Annotated in this window: 17 protein-coding genes; 8 read left to right on the top strand and 9 right to left on the bottom strand. The window is 57.9% G+C overall.

Translation table 11 applies throughout. The features are described from left to right. Positions 1–167 precede the first annotated feature (167 nt). Together ACTQ1E_RS06650 and ACTQ1E_RS06645 are read right to left on the bottom strand one after the other, a co-directional pair. Entirely contained in the window at positions 168–4,535 is a 4,368-nt protein-coding gene (locus tag ACTQ1E_RS06650) for a hypothetical protein (RefSeq protein WP_441565430.1), read from the bottom strand. 155 nt (positions 4,536–4,690) lie between these two features. Continuing rightward, positions 4,691–5,695, bottom strand: coding sequence for a helix-turn-helix transcriptional regulator (locus ACTQ1E_RS06645; RefSeq protein WP_154516919.1), 1,005 nt, complete (start codon positions 5,693–5,695; stop codon positions 4,691–4,693). A gap of 297 nt (positions 5,696–5,992) precedes the next feature. Between ACTQ1E_RS06645 and guaA the strand changes: the two genes are divergently transcribed. The 3 genes from guaA to ACTQ1E_RS06630 all read left to right on the top strand — a co-directional run bounded on the left by guaA (position 5,993) and on the right by ACTQ1E_RS06630 (position 11,334). Continuing rightward, the gene (gene guaA, locus ACTQ1E_RS06640; RefSeq protein WP_427794284.1) at positions 5,993–6,973 is read left to right on the top strand and encodes a glutamine-hydrolyzing GMP synthase; all 981 of its coding nucleotides are present in this window, start codon (positions 5,993–5,995) and stop codon (positions 6,971–6,973) included. 279 nt (positions 6,974–7,252) lie between these two features. After that, the gene (locus ACTQ1E_RS06635) at positions 7,253–7,837 is read left to right on the top strand and encodes a DUF5714 domain-containing protein (protein ID WP_441056330.1); all 585 of its coding nucleotides are present in this window, start codon (positions 7,253–7,255) and stop codon (positions 7,835–7,837) included. 242 nt (positions 7,838–8,079) lie between these two features. Further along, complete coding sequence (locus tag ACTQ1E_RS06630) at positions 8,080–11,334, top strand: ABC transporter ATP-binding protein/permease (RefSeq protein WP_441565427.1); 3,255 nt, start codon at positions 8,080–8,082, stop codon at positions 11,332–11,334. Positions 11,335–11,772: 438 nt separating this feature from the next. On the opposite strand, the gene ACTQ1E_RS06625 is transcribed toward ACTQ1E_RS06630, so the two are convergent. Further along, positions 11,773–12,432: a hypothetical protein gene (locus ACTQ1E_RS06625; protein WP_441565425.1), complete on the bottom strand. Its 660-nt coding sequence runs from the start codon at positions 12,430–12,432 to the stop codon at positions 11,773–11,775. A 348-nt stretch (positions 12,433–12,780) separates the two neighbouring features. Between ACTQ1E_RS06625 and ACTQ1E_RS06620 the strand changes: the two genes are divergently transcribed. Continuing rightward, positions 12,781–13,734: a tRNA dihydrouridine synthase gene (locus tag ACTQ1E_RS06620; RefSeq protein ID WP_441538520.1), complete on the top strand. Its 954-nt coding sequence runs from the start codon at positions 12,781–12,783 to the stop codon at positions 13,732–13,734. A gap of 144 nt (positions 13,735–13,878) precedes the next feature. On the opposite strand, the gene ACTQ1E_RS06615 is transcribed toward ACTQ1E_RS06620, so the two are convergent. From ACTQ1E_RS06615 to ACTQ1E_RS06595, 5 genes are all read right to left on the bottom strand, one after another. Beyond that, the gene (locus ACTQ1E_RS06615; protein WP_154516940.1) at positions 13,879–14,145 is read right to left on the bottom strand and encodes a ribbon-helix-helix protein, CopG family; all 267 of its coding nucleotides are present in this window, start codon (positions 14,143–14,145) and stop codon (positions 13,879–13,881) included. Between the two features lie 8 nt (positions 14,146–14,153). Next, entirely contained in the window at positions 14,154–14,420 is a 267-nt protein-coding gene (locus ACTQ1E_RS06610) for a hypothetical protein (protein WP_441565423.1), read from the bottom strand. Positions 14,421–14,477: 57 nt separating this feature from the next. Beyond that, a complete protein-coding gene (locus ACTQ1E_RS06605; RefSeq protein ID WP_441016494.1) occupies positions 14,478–15,764 on the bottom strand; it encodes a hypothetical protein in 1,287 nt (428 codons plus the stop codon). Between the two features lie 293 nt (positions 15,765–16,057). Beyond that, positions 16,058–16,303: a glutaredoxin family protein gene (locus ACTQ1E_RS06600; protein ID WP_441565421.1), complete on the bottom strand. Its 246-nt coding sequence runs from the start codon at positions 16,301–16,303 to the stop codon at positions 16,058–16,060. Between the two features lie 51 nt (positions 16,304–16,354). Beyond that, positions 16,355–17,182 (bottom strand): TipAS antibiotic-recognition domain-containing protein, encoded by an 828-nt coding sequence (locus tag ACTQ1E_RS06595; RefSeq protein WP_441565419.1) that lies wholly within the window; start codon positions 17,180–17,182, stop codon positions 16,355–16,357. A 141-nt stretch (positions 17,183–17,323) separates the two neighbouring features. Here ACTQ1E_RS06595 and ACTQ1E_RS06590 point away from each other — a divergent pair, with 141 nt between their 5' ends. Then, positions 17,324–18,061 carry a TrmO family methyltransferase domain-containing protein gene (locus ACTQ1E_RS06590; protein ID WP_441565417.1) on the top strand — a complete coding sequence of 246 codons (738 nt, stop codon included), beginning with the start codon at positions 17,324–17,326 and terminating at the stop codon, positions 18,059–18,061. A gap of 112 nt (positions 18,062–18,173) precedes the next feature. Beyond that, complete coding sequence (locus tag ACTQ1E_RS06585) at positions 18,174–19,385, top strand: MalY/PatB family protein (protein WP_441565415.1); 1,212 nt, start codon at positions 18,174–18,176, stop codon at positions 19,383–19,385. 96 nt (positions 19,386–19,481) lie between these two features. On the opposite strand, the gene ACTQ1E_RS06580 is transcribed toward ACTQ1E_RS06585, so the two are convergent. Continuing rightward, the gene (locus ACTQ1E_RS06580) at positions 19,482–19,961 is read right to left on the bottom strand and encodes a pyridoxamine 5'-phosphate oxidase family protein (protein WP_154516961.1); all 480 of its coding nucleotides are present in this window, start codon (positions 19,959–19,961) and stop codon (positions 19,482–19,484) included. Between the two features lie 255 nt (positions 19,962–20,216). Between ACTQ1E_RS06580 and ACTQ1E_RS06575 the strand changes: the two genes are divergently transcribed. Both ACTQ1E_RS06575 and ACTQ1E_RS06570 read left to right on the top strand, forming a co-directional pair. Then, complete coding sequence (locus ACTQ1E_RS06575; RefSeq protein ID WP_441565413.1) at positions 20,217–20,642, top strand: potassium channel family protein; 426 nt, start codon at positions 20,217–20,219, stop codon at positions 20,640–20,642. A gap of 36 nt (positions 20,643–20,678) precedes the next feature. Further along, on the top strand, positions 20,679–21,212 hold the full coding sequence (locus tag ACTQ1E_RS06570; protein WP_427719368.1) for a TIGR00730 family Rossman fold protein: 534 nt from the start codon (positions 20,679–20,681) through the stop codon (positions 21,210–21,212). Positions 21,213–21,223: the final 11 nt, after the last annotated feature.

Genomic DNA, 21,223 nt, shown 5'->3' with positions numbered 1-21,223 from the left:
CACGAAATCCATCGAACAATCGTTCGGAGTTCGATAAGGTTTCGTTTACTCGCACAAAACCGAGTCGGTATTGTGCGAGTAAGTTTGAATAGCGAACCGAAGTTGTAATGTCCGCATAGCGATGACGAATGAGCCGAGTCGGCGTCTCTCACAAAAGTAACTAGGAGCTAGCGGGGCCTATCCGAATTGACCTCATTGGCGGTATCGGCTTCGAGCGCCGTGCGGCGGGCACTGTAGGCGACGAGGCCGGCGCCTGCCGCGGCGAGTGCTTCAGCGGCTGCCGTAAGGGGAGCGCATGTATCGCCCGTGCCCGCAAGCGCGCCCGCTTTTCCGGGGCGCTTGCTATTGTTGTGGTCCTTGCCGCTGCTGGAGCTGCTTCCGCCGGAGCCGCCTCCCTTGTCAGTACCGCCGCCACTCGAGCCGCCACCGTCGTCCGCCGTCATCGGTGCATCGTGAAGCCCCGTCGTATCCGCGCTGTCGCATACGCCGACCTGAACTTCGGAGCGTTCGCATGCCGCGTCGGGCACATGAAGCTCGTGCAGTACGGCACCCAGCGCCGAGTTTGCACCCGGCCGAATTTCCTCGAGCGTTACGGGATCGAGCGCCACCAGATTATGCGCCTTCGCATACAGCGTTACGCGTTTGCCCACTTCGTCGCTCCAACTCTCGGGGATGGCGAAGCTCATGCGGAATTGTGCCGTGCAACCCGGTGCCAGCACGGCGTTGCCGTTGTCGGCTACCAGCGGGTGCGTTGCAAAACGTGCGCCCAGCGTCTCGAGCGCGTACTTCACGTGTGCCATGTCTTTGGCCGAAGCATCCTCGGCAAGCTCTGGATCGTAGATCGAAACCATGCGTGCGTTCAGTCCGAATCCGATGGATGCGCTGGAGAACGGCTGGCTGGAGCCCTCTCGGTACAGATCGATCGTGCCGGCGGTCAGCAAGGTGTTGCCGTCGTTTCGCACCGTGACCATGAAGGATTCGCCTGCTGCTCCGGGTACCACCGCGCCCGAGGCAGCGACCGCGCCCGTCGGAGTGGCACACGCCACCAAGGGCACTTCGATGCCGTGCAGCTCTGCCTCGCTCTTCTCCGCGCTCACAATGTGCGTGGCGAGTGCGGAGAGCATGCCTCCCGACGTCAAAAATGTCGTTATCTGATCGACGGGATGGTCCAGCTCGCACATCACGAACGGCTCCGTGAACAGATCGCCTGCCAAGGTGCTGGCGAAGATGCGGAAGTGCTTGCCCATCACTGCTACCGGGTTGCCTTCTTCGTCGTAGGTTTGTCCCACCTTGCCATCGGTGTTCTCTACATAGAGCACGCACCTGCCGTTGTTGCTTACGCTAAACGATGCCGGGCCACAGCCTGCGGCACCCACGGGCTGCGTTGCAAATGCCGATGCGCCTCGCGTCCAAGTAATATGCTGCAGTTGCTCGTTGACGGTTGCCAAAAAGCCCGAATGTTGTGGCCATGGCACCGCATGAGGTACCGTGGCGTCTGGTGACATAACGTCCCAGCACGCAATGGACTGGCCGATCACGGCGTACGATGCGCAGCCGCAACCGTCTGCGGTCTCGTACGCAACGGACACCACCATTTTGCCGTTGATATTTTCGGGCCTGCCCAGCTCGATACTCGACGGTGCTTGCGGAAAGCGGAGGACCTGACGGAGCGTGAGACTGTCGCCCAAATCATCCGACCACAAGGTAAAGCATTCCAGCGCAACCTCGGCCTCGCTGCCGAGCGCCTTTTCTGCGGTGGTTCCGCGGCGGTGGAGGTAGGCACCCGACAGGCGCCCGTCGACGAGCGTCTTGCCCACCGTGATACGCGGGCACTGCAGACAATGGTAGCCATCCTCCTGAAGGCGGCCGCGCGAGATGCTGCGCCACGACGTATACGACACCACGCGAACTTCGCTATTACTTATGCGCAGGCGCACGACGGACAGTATGCCGGCTGTGCTTGCCGTATCGAAAAGGGTGTTGTCACCTGCGGGGCGCTCGCCCGAGACCAGCAGCACGTAGGCGTCCTGGTTTCCTCTTCCGTCCGTATATTCCACCACGTCGAAGTCGTAATCGAATATGCCGTCGCGCTCCACGTCGCCCTCGCCAAACCCAAGGGGAAAGTCCACGGGAGTGGGAGCGGACCACGTGCCGTTTGCCTTTGTGTGCACCACCAGGCGCGAGCGGCCATTGTCGCCATAGCGCACCGAGGCGATACGGAACAGGCATTCTACGCCGGCAATCATTGCCAGCTTCATGTGAGCTTCGCTGAGCACGCCAGCAAACAGCACGTTGTCGCTCGAGGGTTTTATGCCGCCACGCTCGTCCTCCGATACACCAGCAGAATTGGCGTTGGGGTCCGCAGCGGCGTCCTTCGCCTGCCCGATATAGGTGTACTTATACATCGGCGCGGCGTTTTCGTCGTTCTCTATCAGTGTATGGACGAAATGCTCGATCTGTCCCGTGTCGTCGCTTTCTGCATCCGCCTCGAGCTCAATGCGCGTGACCGCTTGATCCCAATCGCGCACGACAGGCGCGACGTTTACGGCAGTGGCCTTAACCTCGGCGCGTGCGAGCAGCTCGGCGTTGGTGACGATGGTGGCCGATGCGATAAATTGCGGCACGCCGCCTGCCTCGGCGTTGCCGGCCGTGCCGAAGCAGGCATCCAACGTGTAAGGCGTATCTCCACCCAATGCGAGCTCAGAGCGCTGGAGCACATACTGGTTGCCATTGTTCACCGACATATTCCACGAATCGAGGAGTGTGGGCCACGACCCCGACCAAGCCTTGGTGGTCCACTTGAACATTACGAACTGGAGTATCACATCGACATCGACGTCTGCACCTACGCGCAGTCGCGGAAGCTGGTGTCCATCTGCCTTCTCGTACCCAATGAACAGCGTGAGGGATGCGGCGCCGCGCACGGCAGACGAAGCGACGCCTGCAACGCCGGCGCCAAAGGTGACGGCAAGCCCGATCTGGATGGTGAACGAGCCCGAGGTGTTTGAATAGTCGAGCGAAATGTTTTTAAAAAACGCCGCGCCGCTGCCGTGCGTGTGGGCACCCACGGCGAGCGCCAGCTTCGCCAGCACCCAGGGGTTGACGTTTAGGAAAAACGGCACCGGTCCTAGGGTAAACTGCTCGGTCCAATTGAGGTCGGTTCTTACCTGGAAGAGGGCCTTAATATTGCCAAATGCGGGGTCGTTGTTGTCACCCCAGGTTTTGCCCACCCAGTCGTAGGCGAGCGATCCGTACAGCTGTGTGGCGATATCCATCGTAAAACGCGGCGTGCAGTGGTGACGAAGCAGCTTAGTGTTCCTTGGATCGGTGCCCGAACCGGCACTCATACTTTTGTACTGATTCCACTTCCCCTCCATCTCGTCGAGGTAGCGGTTTGCCTGCTTGGCGCCCGACTCGCGCGGTGACTTCTTCCAGTATTCCGGATCCGGATTGCCCGAATCGTTCATGTAGCCGACCGGTTTGTATCCTCCGCCAAACAGCACGTATCCGGCAAAAGAGAAATCGAACAAAATGGGGAACGAGGGCATCCAGCACGTGAACTTATTGCCGCCGATGCCGGGAAACGCCGCCGGGAAATCAAACGGAGTAATCTCTTGGTCCATGGTGGTGGGGACGATAGTGGTCGAGCCCGATTCTGCCTTTGCGGCCGGCGCGGTGACAACGGCCATGGGGGAGGAGAGTGTATAGGTCTTGCCCTGATAGTCGAGGACAAAGCGCAGCTTGCATCCTTCCTCCAGAAGGCCCGAAGCTGCATCGAGGAACGTGTCTTCGAGTGTGAACGTTGCCAGATTATCCGAACCCGATGCACTGGCCTTGACTTGGCCAATTTGCGTGACGGTTTCGGATGAGCTGCTCGTGGCGGGCATTACCTTGTTGATGCACAGCGTTGCCTGTCCACCCTGTGGCAGATGTGCCTGCACGGTAAAGGCGTGCGTGTCAGGTTGGTCGTTTCCGGCGTCGTCCTTCGGCAGTGCCATGAACGTGGCGTTGGCGTACTGGATGTCCCACTCGTCGAACGTAAGCTGGCGAAAGTACGGCTCACCGTCGGAAAGCGGGCGTGTGGGCGCGGTAATGGCGGTGCCGCCCTGGATGCGCGTGAGGGGGATCTCGACATCACGGTAGCCCGCCATGCTGATGGAGATGCCACCGTTAAAGTCGTACGCGTCGAGAAGCGTTGCCTCGTCCACGTAGCCTTCCGAAAGCGGCGCGACCTCAAAGATGGCCGTGCCCTCGTCGTCGGTAGTGGCGGAGAGCTGCTTGCCCGCGGCATAACGCGACGCGAGCGTGACCTGGGCTCCCTTGATGGGCATATTCTTGTTAGCGACGTCGACCACGACCACACCAAACATGGTGCGCGAGAGAACGAGCACCTTGAAGGGGTCTTCTTCGTCGGCATAGGCCTCGGTGGGGGCGAATGGCAGTATGAAGGCGTTTGCGCTGCTCGGCACGCGAGGCAGCATGATGCCTGCCAGCGAGGATGCTCCGGCGACAAGTAGCGAACGACGATCAAGCATTTTGGGCCCCCATCCCGCAAATATCGGAGGAAATAATCCTATTTTGCGAGAAGGTGCCCCGTGGCGGTAGTGCCGTTCAAGGGTCAAAATGTCCAAATTGATCGAGCGAAGCGCCGGGTTCCGGAACGCGTTCGATGCGCTTGGCAGCCCGGTCGCTAACGCAACATATGCGCGACCAGCTCGGCGCGAGTTCCGATACCAAGCTTGGCATACACTCCTGATAGGCGGTTTTTAACAGTGCCCGGCGATACTTCCATGTGGCGTGCGATTTCGGCGTTGGTCCATCCGCGGCAGGCGAGCATGGCCATGGTGAACTCCGTGGTCGTTAAATCGTCGGCCACGTCCTCGCCCGAATCGGGGTTGTGGATGCGCCGCCAGCCGTAGCTGAATCGATACGTAATCTCGATGATGCGTGCGAAATCGTCAGGGTATTGCGCTTTTAGGCACGCCTCGATGAGCCCCTGTAAAAGGCCGTGGTGCGCGCCAATGAGCTCGATAAGGCCGTCGGGGCGCGCAATGTCCCAAGCGGCTCCGAAATGTGCCTTTGCGGCGTCGATGTCCTTGAGGCTCATGCATGCCATGGAAGCCGCCAGGTGCAGGAACAGTTCCGAGATGGGATAGCTTCCCTGTTTCATGATCAGGGCATTTTCCACCATGCCCAGGCTGCGGCCGTATTCGCCGCGCAGATACAAGGCGTGCGCCATCACGTAGCTGGCGAACAGGCGCAGGCCTTCGGGCAAATGCGCCGCAAGCGGATAAAACTCTTCGGCGGAATACGGGGAAGGCAAGTGCAGCAGGACGCTCGCGGCCGAGGCGAACAGGATGTGCATGGCGTGGACGGCAGGCGATTCCTCGTCGGCCGGCGTATCGAGGATGCCAGTAAGGCACCGGCGGGCATCGGCGATACGGTTGAGCGACAGACTGGCGTATCCGCAGATAAAGCATGCGGAATAGCGCAGTGCGGGGTCGGTGGCGTCAAGATAAGGGCGCGCCGTCTTGGCAGCGAGGGTGGCCTGTCCGCGAAAGTACAGCGCTTCTGCCGTGGCAATGGCGCGCGAATCGGGGTCGGAAATGCCTGCAACCGCAGCGTCAATCTGCCCCGGCACAAAGGCGGTGCACATCAACGGCATGGGAACGCATGGGTAGCCATCGCAGTCCATCTTCCATCTCCCAACAGCTGGCAACAATAGCAGCAATTGTACTCCTGTTACTCGGGACTGGAATTTGCGGGTATGGCATACGATTGCGCAGAACGTATAAAGGAAGAGTCTATTGGCGATGCTGCCAAGGTGGCTACCGAAGCCTAGCTGAGCTCGACAATAGGAAAAATTGCCACCCCTGCAAAAAGCTTTGTCGCAGCGATGGGAAACACATCTTGTTCTGCATATAATGAGGTCATATGACGGTGCGTTTGCATACGTGTGACGCATTCCCATCGAACCGAAAAGGAGCTTTGCATGGATTCCAACAAGCGTCCCGACGACATGGTGCGTATCACCACTTCCGAACTTGCCCAGGTGTTCATCGATGAGCAGGTCGCTGCAATCCGCGAGCAGATCGGCGACAAGAAGGTCCTGCTGGCCCTTTCCGGTGGTGTCGACAGTTCGGTTGTCGCGGCCCTGCTCATCAAGGCCATCGGCAAGCAGCTTATCTGCGTGCACGTGAACCACGGCCTGATGCGTAAGGGCGAGAGCGAGCAAGTCGTCGACGTCTTCAAGAACCAGATGGACGCCAACCTGGTCTATGTGGACGCGACCGATCGCTTCTTGGATAAGCTCGTGGACGTCGAGGAGCCCGAGGCCAAGCGCAAAATCATCGGCGCCGAGTTCATTCGCGTGTTCGAGGAGGAGGCCCGCAAGGTTGGCGACGAGGTCAGCTTCCTCGCCCAGGGAACCATCTACCCCGACATCCTGGAGTCCCAGGATGGCGTGAAGGCCCACCACAACGTGGGTGGCCTGCCCGAGGACCTGCAGTTTGAGCTTTGCGAGCCCGTCAAGCTGCTGTACAAGGACGAGGTCCGCGTCGTGGGCCGCGAGCTCGGTCTGCCCGAGAACATGGTCGAGCGTCAGCCGTTCCCCGGCCCCGGCCTGGGCGTCCGCTGCCTTGGTGCCATCACCCGCGACCGTCTTGAGGCGCTGCGCGAAGCCGACGCCATCGTGCGCGAGGAGATCGACAAGGCAGGTCTGACCATCTGGCAGTACTTCGCCGTGGTGCCCGACTTCCGTGCCACCGGCGTGCGCGAGGGCAAGCGCGCCTACGACTGGCCCTGCATCATCCGCTGCATCAACACCGTCGACGTGATGACCGCCGAGGTACCTGAGCTCGACTGGGCACTGCTCAAGCGTATTACCGCTCGCGTCACAGCCGAGGTTCCCGGCATCTGCCGTGTGTGCTACGACCTCACGCCCAAGCCCGTCGGCACCGTTGAGTGGGAGTAAGCTTTTTGGGCTGCTTTGATCATAGTTCCATGAATGGGGAGGCCTCGCGCGATTGCGCGGGGCCTTCTTTTTCGAAAAGGGCTGCCGTCGTGGTGTTGCCACTTTCCATCGTGCTTGTCATCGCCTCTGGTGTTGCTCCTGAGCAGGGCTGGTTTGCGACGAGAACTAGCAGGGCTTGTTGGTGGCACGAGCGAAGCAGGTTGTTTCGCATTGAGCGCTCCGGGCAGAAGAAGGCCATAATGGAGTGTGCGCACAATTTGTTTTAGAGGAGGATGCCGCATGGCAAAAGACGAACAAACAGGCTGGATTGTTGAGATGCTCATGGCCAGTGTGTCGGTGGCGCCCGCGGCTCTTTTGGAAGAGGTTATGGCAGATGAGCGCTGCGTGGCTTTTGGCCCCATCCACCATTTTATTGTGGGCGCGGTGCTGCTTGCGTGCTGGCGCAACGCCGAAGCATCTGGGGAGCGAGATGCGATGCTCAAAGACGATCTTGCCGATTTGATGTCTCGTTCGGATTGCGTGCCGGGGGCAACGTGTGCCCGCTGGGGCATGTGCGGGGCAGCTGCGTCTGCGGGCATGGCATATGCAATCGTGCGCGGCAATGCGCCGCTGCGCAGTGAAGGCTGGCAGGAGGGGCAGTTAATGGTTTCGGAGCTGCTTGCCGCCATCGCGCGCTCGGGAAGCCCACGGTGCTGCAAGCGAGATGCGCGCGTGGCGATTCGTGAGGCCGTTTCGTTTTTTAACGCGCTCGGCGGACCACAGCTTAAAGCATGGGAGAAGACGCCGGCCTGCGATAGCTATGCGGCCAATACAGTGTGCATGGGCGAAAAGTGTCCGTATCATCCGTCCTTTATCATCCAATAGGGAATCGGGTGCCCCAATAAGGGTCGGGCAGATGTGACAAAGTGACAGTTCCTTTGTCACATTATCGACGGTATGCGCGGGATGGCGCGCCACGCGGCATGCCGTCCCGTTCGTTTTTTGGTGCGGTTTGTTACATTCCTCACTGGCGCCGGTAAAAAATGGGGATAGAGTAGGACAAACGCGTCGAATACGAACGGCGGGGGAGAGCGGGCAAGGTGCCTGCGCAGGAGAGGTTGCCGTCCATGCTGGAGCTCAAAGGAATTTGCAAAAGGTACGTTACGCAGTCGTTTACGCAGGTGGCGCTCGACAGCGTGAGCCTGTCTTTTCGGGATAACGAGTTCGTGGCCATTCTGGGGCCCTCGGGTTCGGGTAAGACCACGATGCTCAACGTTATCGGCGGACTCGACCACTTTGACTCGGGTGACCTGCTGATCGACGGTATTTCGACCAAGGACTTTCACGATCGCGATTGGGATGCCTATCGCAACAACCGCATCGGCTTTGTGTTCCAAAGCTATAACCTCATTCCGCATCAGACCATTTTGGAAAACGTGGAGCTGGCGCTTGCGCTCACGGGCGTGGGGCACGCCGAGCGCCGCCAACGTGCGCGCAAGGCGCTCGAGGCCGTTGGTCTGGGCGAGCACGTGAACAAGCGCCCGAGTCAGCTTTCGGGTGGACAGATGCAGCGCGTGGCCATCGCCCGCGCCCTGATTAATGATCCCGAGATTGTGTTGGCAGACGAGCCGACTGGCGCCTTGGATTCCACAACGTCCGTGCAGGTCATGGACTTGCTCAAGGACGTCGCGCGCGACCGTCTGGTTATCATGGTCACGCATAATCCCGATCTGGCGTACGAGTACGCCACGCGCATCGTCAACCTGGCGGACGGCAAGATTACCGACGATTCTGATCCTTTCGATGTCGCTGACGCCACGCGCCGCGAGGCCAAGCCTACGCGCAAAACCTCGATGAGCTTTGTGACGGCGCTGGGGCTTTCTGCCCGAAACCTTATGACCAAGAAGGGCCGTACGGCCATGACGGCCTTTGCGGGCTCGATTGGCATTATTGGCATCGCGGCGATTTTGGCGCTGTCCAATGGCGTAAACGGCTACATCAAAAAGGTCGAGGAGGATACGCTTTCGAGCTACCCGCTTACCATTTCCAAGCAGGATTACGACCTGTCGTCCATGATGGGCGAACAGGGGGCCACGGATGACGATACGTCCAAGAACGAGGGTTCGTCCGACGACGGTGCCGACGGCAAGGCTCAGGGAACCAAAAAGATTCCCGTGGTCACGGCCGTAAAGGACATGTTTGCAAGTGTTAAGTCCAACGATATGACGAGCTTTAAGGCATGGCTCGATGCCGGCGGCGACGGTATCGACAAAGAGGTCAATGCCATCCAGTACGGTTACGGCGTGACGCCGGTTGTCTATCGTGCCGGCAAGGGCGATGAGAAGCCTGTCCGGCTGGTGCCCAACGCTATGACCGAGGCCATGAGCGGTGGTGCGAGCTCGGCGGCAACGGTGAGCATGGACTCCATGGGGACCTCGGTCTTTAACGAGATGATCGACGATCAGAGTCTGCTCGACAGCCAGTACGATGTCGTCGCCGGCCATTGGCCTACGTCTGCTCACGAAGCCGTAATGGTGCTTTCGAGCCGTGGAACGGTGGGCGACTATACGCTTTACAGCATCGGTGCGCTGGATATCGATGAGCTCAACGACCTGGTGAACAGTGCCATGGCCGCCGACGGTAAAATTGAGACGCCTGAGAGCGGCGCCGACTTTACTTACGACGATGCGCTGTCCACGACGTTTAAGGTGTTGTCGCCGGCCGATGCTTATCGCAAAAACGAAGAGACCGGCATGTGGACTGACATGTCTGGCGACGCAGACTTTATGACGGCCAAGGTTGCCGACGGTATTGACGTGCACATTGTGGGCGTGGTGCGACCTAACGAGACGGCCAATGCGAGCGCGTTATCTCCGGGCATTGCCTATACGCATGCGTTGACTCGCCAGCTTATGGAGCGCGCCGCCGATTCGCAGATCGTGCAAGAGCAACTTGCCCACCCCGAGACGGATGTCTTTACGGGCAAAACTTTCGACGAACTGCAAGGCGAGGCCAAGCAAGGCGTGGATCTGGGCAGTATGTTCAGTGTGGACGAAGCGGCGCTCAAGAGCGCGTTCTCGTTCGATGCGTCTGCACTCTCGGGTGCTGCCGGTGGCATGGATTTTTCGGGCATCGATTTGTCGGGCCTGGATATTGACCTTTCGGGCGTTGGTAAAGACATCGACTTAAGCGACATCATGGCCAAAGCGCCGACCCCCGATTTTTCGGGCATCTTTGACGGTTTGGAGCTCACGCCCGAGCAAATGCAACAGGTGGGAACGCTTGCCAACCAACTATTTGAGGGCTTTTTGCAGTCTGATCAGTTTAGGGCGCTGTCACCCGAAGATCTCAAAGACGCGTCAAAGCTTGCTGCCGCATTCTCGGCGTATCTCGAGAACGATGTTGTGGCGCAGCAGTGCCTGGCACAGCTCAAGGCGCTCGGCGGCGATGCCCTGGTCGAGCGCCTGCAACAGGCGATGACCGACTATGTCCAAAATCAGTTGGCTCCGTATCTGCAGCAGGCTATGGATCAGGTGATGAAGGCGATCAGCGAGCAGGTGGCAACGACCGTGTCGACCCAGCTTAAGGCCGGTGCGGCAGGGCTCATGGACCAGATGGTGACGCAGATGTCTTCGAGTTTTGCCAACCTGGCGAGCGCCATGCGCGTGGATGCGAGCGCCTTTGCTCGTGCCATCCACTTCAACATGGACGCCGAGGACCTGAGCTCGCTCATGATGAGCTATGCCAAGGCGTCGAAGCTCACCTACGACAACAATCTGACCACGTTGGGCTACGCGGATGAAGCGGATCCCATCTCGGTCAAGATTTTCCCGCGTGACTTTGAGGCCAAGGAGCGCGTACTCGACCATATCGATGCGTACAACAAGCAGGTCAAAGCCGCCGGCCACGACGAGCAGGCAATCTCGTACACCGACTACATGGGCATCATCATGGGCTCGGTGACTGATATCGTGAATACCATCAGCTTGGTGCTCATCGCGTTCGTGAGCATCAGCCTGGTCGTGAGCTCCATCATGATCGGCATCATCACCTACATCAGCGTGCTGGAGCGCAAAAAGGAGATTGGCATCCTGCGCGCGATCGGCGCGTCGAAGCGCAACGTGGCCAACGTATTCAATGCCGAGACCTTTATCGAGGGCCTCATTGCCGGTGTCTTTGCCATTGTCGTTGTGGTGCTCGTGAGTTTTCCGGTTAATGCCTGGGCGCTTGCTGCCAAACAGGTACCCAATCTGATGAGCTTGCCCGTGCAGGATGCGCTGGCGCTCATTGCAATTTCGGTGCTGCTGACGGTCGTTGCCGGCCTGCTGCCGGCCCGCAGCGCATCCAAAAAAGACCCCGTGGAAGCCCTGCGCTCCGAATAATGTGACAAAGGGACTGTCCTTTTGTCACATTGAGTGACAAGTAAATCGAGGTCTAATACTTTTCCCGAGAAGTGAACGAGTCAAAATGGACCCCCGAAGCATCGACACTTATTGAAGGCGGTTTCCTGCGGTTTTGCCAGCCAAATCCTGCGGGTTTGGCGTCTAAAAATGTCGATGCTTCGGGGGTCCAAATATAGCCGTTCACTTCTCGGGAAAAGTATTAGACCTTGAGATATAGACGGCGTTTGCGAGCGTCAATTAGAGCGTAAGTTGCTAGTCCTCCTCTGCGGAGAGCATGAGGCTAATTTCCGGATGGGTGTACTTGTCGAACTCTTCTTTGGGCTCGGCGTTAAAGGTGTAGTACGACTTGATAGATTCGTCCTCCGTCTTGATGCTGATTTCTTCATATAGGGATCCGGCTAAAATGCCTGTTTAAATTCATCCGACAGGCTGCATGGCGTGAGGAGGCCCGGTGTGGCAACGGAAATGCCTAACCCGTTGAGCGGGGGCGCATAGTGTCGCGATATCCTGCTCGCTGCAGGCGAGGTTGTATGCAAGGCTTGCCTCGGGGTCGATCTGACTGGTGTAATCGACGTCCGTGAGCATGCCATCTGCATCGAAAGAAAGGTAGACATAGGCTGCTTGAGCGCCGAGGTCATTATCACGCAGATAGCCGATAATGCGGTAGCCGTAGTCGTGATACGACTCGTATGGGTCGTCTGCCGCGACGCGTTTGCACACGGGCTCCAAGGCATCTTGCGCGGCGAGCATGCCGGCGACCTCCGCGGAGCGGTCTTTGTTGGTTTGGGCTACCGCAAGTCTGCTCTGTAGCTCCTTCCACTGTTTGCCCTGCATTCCAAAGCGCGGCGCAAGAGCGCAATAGCAAAAGATGATGAGTTCGATTGCGGTGAGTGCAATGGCGGTATATATGCCCGCGGGTTGGAATTCCTTTTGGTGGAACGCGATATCGTTGATCATTTGGAGCGGCAACATCAACAGGCATGCTGCGAACGACATGACGAGTGCGGTCGCTGCGATTTTGGGGTATGTGCAGTACCGCTGGATGCGTTTCTTTTCTTGCTCGGTGAGCAGCTGCATGGGGGCTCGACTCTCATCGTTTTTCGAGGGCGATGCGCACGCGCTCTTGAGTATGTGAGTGGAGGGTGTCTGTTGTTCAGACATGGCGGTCAGCAGCGTGCTGTTGGTGATCGATTGATCGCGAACGTCCTCTTTTGGACAAGGAAAAAGTGGCGAGTGAGGGAGCTGCTGTGGGGCGGCCCTGCTTGCTGTTTGCGGGCGCCATTCACCTTCGTTGCACAGGGATGGTCGGAGGGCTGGCTGACATCAAGTAGCCGCCTCCGCCTTGTGGGCCGCCTCGGGGACAAGGCATAATGCATGTGACAAAGGGGCGGTTCCTTTGCCGCATTGATTTGAGAGTAGATGTTGATGATTCTATCGTTGGCCCCCATGGAGGGGATTACCGGGCATGTGTTCCGTCGCGTGCATGCGGAGTGCTTCGGTGCGCTCGACTGCTATTACACGCCGTTTTTGCCGCCGCCGCGGATGGGCAACCGCTTTGGCGGCAAGGCGTTTAAGGAAATCGATCCGGCTAACAACCAAGGGCTTAACGTGGTGCCCCAGCTCATGTCCAAGAACGCGGATGAGTTTGTGTGGGCGGCGCGCGTGCTCGCCGACATGGGCTACCGCGAGGTTAATCTCAACCTTGGCTGCCCCTCGGGTACGGTCGTTGCCAAGGGTAAAGGATCGGGCTTCTTGCGCAACCTCGATGGGCTCGAGGTGTTCTTGCTTGATGTGTGCGAGCGATCGCCCTTGCCGGTGTCGGTAAAAACCAGGCTGGGGCTGGAGAGCGACGACGAATACGAGCGCGTGCTCGACCTGTACTGTCGCATGCCGCTGGCAGAGTTGATCGTGCATCCGCGCGTACAGAAGGATCGCTATACGGGCTCGCCGCGCAAAGGGTTTTATGGCGAGACGTTGGAGCGGGCACCGTTTCCGGTGGCATACAACGGCGATATTTTTGATCTTGAGGACATGGAGGCGCTGGTGGAGGCCTATCCCGGTACACGCCATGTGATGCTGGGGCGTGGCTTGCTTGCGAACCCCGCGCTGGCTCGCATGGTCAAGGGCGGCCCTGCTGCCACGGCAGCCGAACTGCAGCGCTTCCACGACACGCTGTTTGCGGCATATGCAGAAGAGATTGGCGGCAACGCGGTCTTTCGCATGAAGGAGTGGTGGTTCTACGCTAAATGCGCCTTCGCCGATCCTGCTACCGTTCACAAACTCGTACGCAAGACTAAAAAGGTCGACGAATACCGTGCCGCCGTCGAGCGCGTCTTTCGCGAGCAGCCACTTGCGCCCATAGCCCGCTTCCACGGTTAGCTAGTCATTGGGGACGTTCTTTAACGGCTAGTCATTTAAGAACGTCCCCAATGACTATGTTGCAAAAGCTGTACGTCAGCATCCAAAGATATCGAAAAATGTCGACTTTGGATGCTGGCGTACATGTTTGGATTCGGTGGGGGACTAGGCAATCATTGCGTCAAGGGTAATGAGTTCTCTGAGTCGCTCTGTGCGTGTTTGCCCATGGCGCTTTGCCTTCTCGTCAAACGCTTCAAGAACCGATTCACCCACACGTGCCGATAAAACAACGCTTGGCTCATCAGAGATCGACGGCCTTCCCAGCTTGATGGTGCGACCCTTCGGCCACTCATCTTTTTCGTATGCCTCCGCGGCTTTCTCCAACTCTCCGGGGGCAAATCCGATCATCTTTTCGAGTTGCTTAGCGTCCATAGCGCCTCCTATCGATCGATCCCGATTTCCCTGAGCACCTTGCGCGTAGGAGGGACAAGGGCGTGGTAAATGATATAGCCATCTCGATTGGAGCAATATCGAGCGATGAGCTCCATGAGACGGCTTCTTCCATCAAGTCCAACGAGAACGTAATCGATACCTCCGTTTTCAAGATCACGCCTGAAGCATGCAAAAGCGGAGTTCCAGGCGCAGGTGATATCCGTCTCCGTCAGCCCGTGTTTGAGGGCGTGGGGGTGGATTGCGATGAGCTCCATAAGGGCCTCTCTTTTTGTATACAGTTTTGTAAACAAAAATGCAAGCAGTTAATAGGCTTAAGCGACTTGTTTTGATTGGACTTTTCGATGTAAAGCCGACATCGGAGGCTCCACTACTCCTTCGCTTTTTAGTTCGGTATGTGAACGTCCGTTGAACTCCCAGAGGGGAGCGTTTTCATAGATTATCGAGAGGAGCTTGGAGACTTCGGCTGTTTTCTTGCGTTCGTAAAACTCGGGCCGTACGACAATCAATAAGAAAGCTGCGTCTTCGGTAATTTGCTGTGCTGTCGGCATACCGTTGAGTCCAACGGAACGCAAAAGCTTTGTCATGATGAAATCGAACTCATCTTCTCTTGCATGGAGATCGGATGCCTTAATCTCAGGGTCTCTCAGGACGTACTGCTTGAGTCGTTCGACAGATCGACTGCACTTTATATGCCCGCAGATGACTTCGTCATAACTGAGCCTTTTGATTGGGAGACGTTCGTGACCGGCGAAGATGGCTGCCACTCTGATGCCAACGCGCCGTTCGCGCAGCGCGCGCATCTCACCGGTGTATTCGCTGCGTCGTTCATATTTTCGATAGGAGTATCCGTAGTCATCGTAGTAATAAGGGGCTTCATCGACAGCGTCATCGAGCTCAGGCGCTATGAGATAGAGTTTTCCATCTCTGGATATGACGCAGGGATTGTCGATTTGCCCCGATTCGTTCCTGATTTGCCAAATAGTTTCATTTATCTCAAATCTCGAGACTGGATTGGGGGCACAGGAGTTGTAGAGCTCAATAAGTTCATCGAGTGAAATGATTCCACAGGCATCTGTGTAGGCGCGGGCGAAGCGCCGTACTTCTTGATTTGATTCAAGCACACGGCGCTCCCAAGCATCCAAAACGTCCTGCGGACTTCGATAGCGGGCATGACGATCGATGCGCGATGCGCTCCAACGGTTATCAGCGGCAACGTTCATCAGATCCAAGCGCAGATCTTTGTCGGCGATGCGAGCGAGCGACTGATAGTGTTCTAGATCAAGCTCCGGTCGAAAACTCATGTCTTCCGGAACAGTTCGTGCGAGCTTTATGCAACGCTTGAGATAGGTCGGGCCCAGGCTTGGGCTAAAGTGCTGCTTGAGGTGGCAAGCGATGGGCGAGAGTAGGCCATTTAGATTGGAAATGGGGTATCCGGCAATCTCTTGCTCGAGACGGCGCCCGATGAGCAGAGCCCCTTCCGAAGAGGCCTCATGGTCGGTGCCTTTCTGGCCGAGGTGTTTGGCCTCGACAATCCTGCTGATATCCGAGCAGGTGTTTGAAATAATGTCGGGTGAAAGGGTTGGTATCTTTTTTGCCATAGCGATGCGCTCCTGTGTGACTCACGGAAAAGAAACAGTCTGATTGTGAGTGCCGTTCTTTGATGGCGACGGCGAACAGGAGCGCAGCCTGTCTGAGATGGGCGAGTGCGGTAACCACCGATCTTACTTACCGAGCTCGCTCCAGCGTGTCATTGGGGACCTCCGCAGGAGCTCTCGACCAGTCTCATGCCTTGGGATGAGTATAACACAGAGAGCAAACATATGTTCTATATATTTGAGAAACCGAAGCCCTACCCACTCATTTAAGAACGTCCCCAATGAGTACTCGCACGCTAGAGCAGGTTCTCCTGTACCCATGCGATGATGTCGCTCGATTCGTAGAGCGGCTTGCCGTCGATGAACAGACAGGGAACCTGGCGTTTTCCGCCGACGGCGATGAGCGTCTGCTCGGCATCGGGGTCGGTCGAGATATTGCGCTCGGGAACGGTCACGCTGTTATCCGCCAAAAAGCGCTTGACCTTCATGCAATACGGGCAGCCGGTCATAACGTACAGCGTGAGCTCATGATTAGTAGCCATAGGTCTCCAATCGGTTGAGGTTTTGATTGAAATACCCAAAGCCGCCGCGGTCTATGCATGAGCTGACGACGACTCGATGGCCTGTACCAGAAACGCCGTGGCTCCGGTGCCGCAGGGCTTGTCGTAGTAGTCGATAAAGCGCTGGTCAGCAAGATAGCCGTGGGCGAGGCCCAGGTATGCTTCGTCTTGGGGCTTGTGCCCCCAGTTAAGGCCAATCCATCGACGGTGCATCGCGACAAGTTTGCGGGCCTCGTTGCTTTCCGGATTGCCGTCGCCCATGGCAATCGAAAGCTGACCCAGAATAGCGCGTTCAAGTTCCTTCATGTCGTTCCATGTCTCGGGGTCCATGTCCAGCAGTGCTTCGTTTGCTGCGTCGATCGCCTCGTCGCCATAGCGCGCCCGCGCCTCGGCACCGTAGCGCTCCTCGTTTTCTTGCACGGAGCGCCAGCGCTCCAGTTGCGGCAGGACGGCGCCCATGAGCGAGACGGCTTCGTCGAGCGACATGCCGGTGTTTTGCGCCAGCCGCGGGGCACAATCCTCGATCATCGCCTCCATGGTGGTGTCGTAGGTGTACTGGCCGTGGTCGTAGCACCACTTGCAGTAATGGTCGGTCGTGGCGCCCACAGCATCGGTGCCGCAGTCGTCGGGTGTGAGTATCATGCCGCAGCTCTGGCAATAGTGCTCGGGCATTTCGAGCAGGTGGGACAGCGGTTCTCCGGTTACGGCGGCAATGAGCTTCATCATGTCGATGCCCGGGGTGACTTCACCGCGTTCCCAACGGCTGACGGCTTGGCGTGTGACGAAGAGCTTGGCGGCGAGCTGCTCTTGGGTAAGGTGATGGGCGCGGCGAATGGCAATGAGCTTTTCTGCAAAGGCCATAGCGACTCCTTTCTGCTGGTTGATGGCTTAAGCATACGCGGCGGCCAGCTTCCTTCCAAGCAACCGTTGGTTGCACGACGGGAGACCGCGGCGAAGAATTGCGCGCTACACCCCACACCTCCATGCCGTACAATGACCGGCATGGAACCTATCGCACACATACATACCGACCTGCCGCAGAAGTTCGGCATTCCGCGCAACAGCTTTTTGGCGCCCCACCTGCAGGGACGCATCGTCTTTGAGCCGGAATTTGCCTCCAACGCAGCAGTTGAGGGTCTGGACTCCTTCTCTCACCTATGGCTGCTGTGGCGCTTCGAAAACGGAACGCCCGGCGGCACGGCTAAGGATATAGCTGCCGATGCCAAGACGCAGGACAGGTTCGGCACCAACGTCAAGTGGTCGAAGACTGTGCGCCCGCCGCGTCTGGGCGGAGCCGAACGCGTGGGCGTGTTTGCCACACGCAGCCCGTTTCGCCCCAATCCCATCGGCCTTACCTGCGTCAAGCTCAGCCGCGTTGAGCGCACCGACGACGGCCCCATCATCCATGTACTGGGGGCCGACCTGCGTGACGGCACGCCCATCTACGACATTAAGCCCTACATCCCGTTTGCGGACTGCCACCCGGATGCGACCGGCGGCTGGATTGAGGGTGCTCCGTGGCAAGAGCTCGATGTTGAGTTCCCGCAAGCGCTTCAAGACATGGTCCCGCCCGCAAAGCTCCCCGGCCTGGTCGAGGTTCTTCGCCAAGATCCGCGCCGCGCGGGCAGCAAGCACGAGCCAAACCGCGTTTACCACTTGGCTTACGCCGGACTCGACATATCGTTTACGGTTGACGGGGCCAGGTTGACGGTAACCGCCATCAACGACGCGCGAGACTAGCCAGCCATTCGTCCGCACCCATCAAATTAAGCGCCAAACCCCATGCCAAAATCGCCTACGCTGGTGGACAATAACGCTTACCGAATCATTCCGCTCTGCACGGGGGCTCAGCATGAAATACGACTTCACTTCAATCATCGACCGCCATGGCATGGACTCCATCGCCGTTGACTCTTGGGGTGAGATCCCCGGTATGGCTCCGAACGCACCCGACGAGGGCTTCGACCGCATTCCCATGTGGGTGGCGGACATGAACTTCGCCACGGTGCCTACGGTCCAGGAGCACATCATTCAGCGCGCCCAGCACCCCATGTTTGGTTACTTCAATCCGCGTTCCGAGTACTTCGACCGCATCATCGAATGGCAGAGCCGCCGTAATGGCGTCGAGGGCCTGGCGCCTGAGCATATCGGCTACGAAAACGGCGTGCTGGGCGGTGTCGTGTCGACGCTGCGCGCGTATGTCCAGCCGGGCGATGCGGTGTTGGTCCACAGCCCCACCTACATCGGCTTCACCAAGTCCATCGAGGCTGCGGGCTATCGCATTGTCCACAGCCCGCTTCAGCTCGACGACCAGAGCGTGTGGCGCATGGACTTTGAGGACATGGAGCGCAAACTCGCCCAAAACCACATCCATGCCGCAGTGTTCTGCTCGCCGCACAATCCCTGCGGCCGCGTATGGGAGCGCGACGAGATCGAGCGCGCCATGGACATTTATCGCAAGCACGATTGCGTGGTGATCTCGGACGAGATTTGGTCCGATATCATTCTGCCGGGACACAAGCACATCCCGACGCAGTCGGTGAGCGAGGATGCCCGCATGCGCACGGTTGCCCTCTATGCGCCGAGCAAGACGTTTAACCTGGCGGGTCTGGTCGGCAGCTACCACATTGTCTACAACGAGACGCTGCGCGACCGCATGTGCGCTGTGTCTAACAAGACCCATTACAACGAGATGAATGTCCTTTCGATGCATGCGCTTATCGGTGCCTACCAACCGCAGGGCTACGAGTGGTTGGACGAACTCAACCAGGTGCTTGCCGACAATATCGAGTACTTCTGCGATTACGTGGACGAGCATTTTGAGGGCGTGTCCTATTCGCGTCCGCAGGGCACGTACATGGTGTTTCTGGACTGCACCGAGTGGTGCCGCGAGCATGGCCGTGATATTCAGTGGTTGCTCGACGAGGGGGCACGCGTGGGCGTGGGGTATCAGGATGGACGTCCGTTCCATGGCCCCTGCCACATTCGCGTGAATCTGGCGCTGCCGCTTTCGCGCGTAAGGGAAGCGTGCGACCGCCTAGACCGTTACGTTTTTGGGGTATAGGGGTCGCACGATTCGGGTACTGCGGCTTGCGCCCGTGTCGTCAACGTGCGTGGGCGCATAGGGCGCAGAGGGTTGCGAGCACGTTTTCCACGTTTGCTACTTTTCTTGAATTTGCTTGCCGCAAAGGTGTTCAACCGTAATTTCATACAGCTGGACGCCCCTGATACTTTGCTTGATCTCCTCTTCGACCTCTTCGGCAGAAGGATAGTACTTGAGGGCGAACTGTCGGACTTTGTCTTCGACAAACGCCGGGTCATCGTTCACGAGGCGGCAACGGCCAAAAACCACAGTGCTTTGAACATAGGGTGCCCAGTCGTCGTCTTTGTACCAATCGTTGCCATAGACGGTAAAGCAGACTTTGTCGCTGCGTTTGAGTGCGTCGACCTTATGCCCCGCCTTGGCTCCATGAAAGTAAATTTTGTCGTGCTCGGGGTCAAAGTAGTAGTTAACGGGAATGGCGTAAGGATAGCCGTCGTCTCCGTTGACGGCAAAAATGCCGCGTTTGCAATTAACAAGCAGCTCTCGTGCCTCTTGATCGGTGATAGCACGCTTCTTTCTACGAAGAGGTCTAAACATCGTGGGTTTCCTTTCTTTCCGCGTGCTGCGTGCACGGCGGTGGGTGGTATGTCTATATCAAGATACTAGTTCAGGCTGCGAGGCCGACGGGAACATCCTATTTGTCGCAGATTGAAACGCACTTTTTTGTTGTGGAAGGATTGTCCCTCACAACTCGTCGTCTAGGGGCATTCTCGATGGCTGGTTCCGTTTGCGGGGGAGGCGTGGGACAATACCGACCAAAAGCGATTGCTTGTCCTGAAAAAGGGGGTCTCGATGAAAAAGCTGAGGACGCTGGCCGATGTGTTGCGTCAAGCCGGTTTCGTGCGCATCACGGGCCTTTTTCTCGTCTTTTATCTTCTGTGTTCAATGGCTGTTTGGCTCTCTGAGCCAACAACTCTTACGTTTGGCGATGGCCTTTGGTTTAGCTTTGAGACCGTATCGACGATCGGCTTTGGCGACATTCCGGCCGAAACGCCGGTCGCCCGTGTCATCACGATCGTCCTGAGCGTTATCAGCATTTTTTACATTGCCATGCTCACGGGCGTGGCGGTGAGCTACTGCAATATGCTTATCAAGATGCATCAAAAGGACACTATGGCGCGCTTTATGGATGATCTTGAGCATTTGGAAGAGCTTGATCGTGACGAGCTCGCCGATCTGTCGCGCCGCGTGCGCGAATATCGCCGGCGCCAGCGCTAAAACGGGCGCCGCGCGTCACGATGAGGGGGACTGAATTTGAATATCACCGTGTATCTGGGTGCCAGTATCGGCAATGACCCGGCGTTTCTGCCTGCGGTGCAGGAGCTGGGCAACTGGATTGGCGCCAACGGGCACGCGCTCGTGTACGGCGGATCCAAATCGGGCCTGATGGGCGCGCTCGCCGATAGCGTGCTTAATGCCGGCGGGCACGTGACGGGTGTGGAGCCGAGCTTTTTTATCGAGGCCGAGTTTCAACATGACGGTATCGACGACCTCATCGTGACGAGCGATATGGCGGAGCGTAAGGCAAAGATGATCGAGCTCGGCGATGCGTTCATTGCCTTTCCCGGTGGGACGGGCACGCTCGAGGAGATTGCCGAGGTTATGTCCGCGGTGTCGTTGGGGCACCTGAGTGCTCCGTGCATCCTGTATAACCTGGACGGTTACTACAACGACCTCAAGGCGCTGCTCGGACACATGATTGATAAGGGTTTATCAAGCCCACGGCGCCAGCAAGGCATTTACTTTGCCGAGGATCTGTACGAAATCGCATCAATTATCAACGGATAAGCCTTGAGCCT

Source organism: Collinsella sp. LCP21S3_C7 (assembly GCF_052118485.1).
In the GTDB taxonomy this organism is placed as follows: domain Bacteria; phylum Actinomycetota; class Coriobacteriia; order Coriobacteriales; family Coriobacteriaceae; genus Collinsella.
The sequence above is the reverse complement of the archived record's forward strand: the minus strand, read 5'-3'. Positions and strand labels throughout refer to the sequence as shown.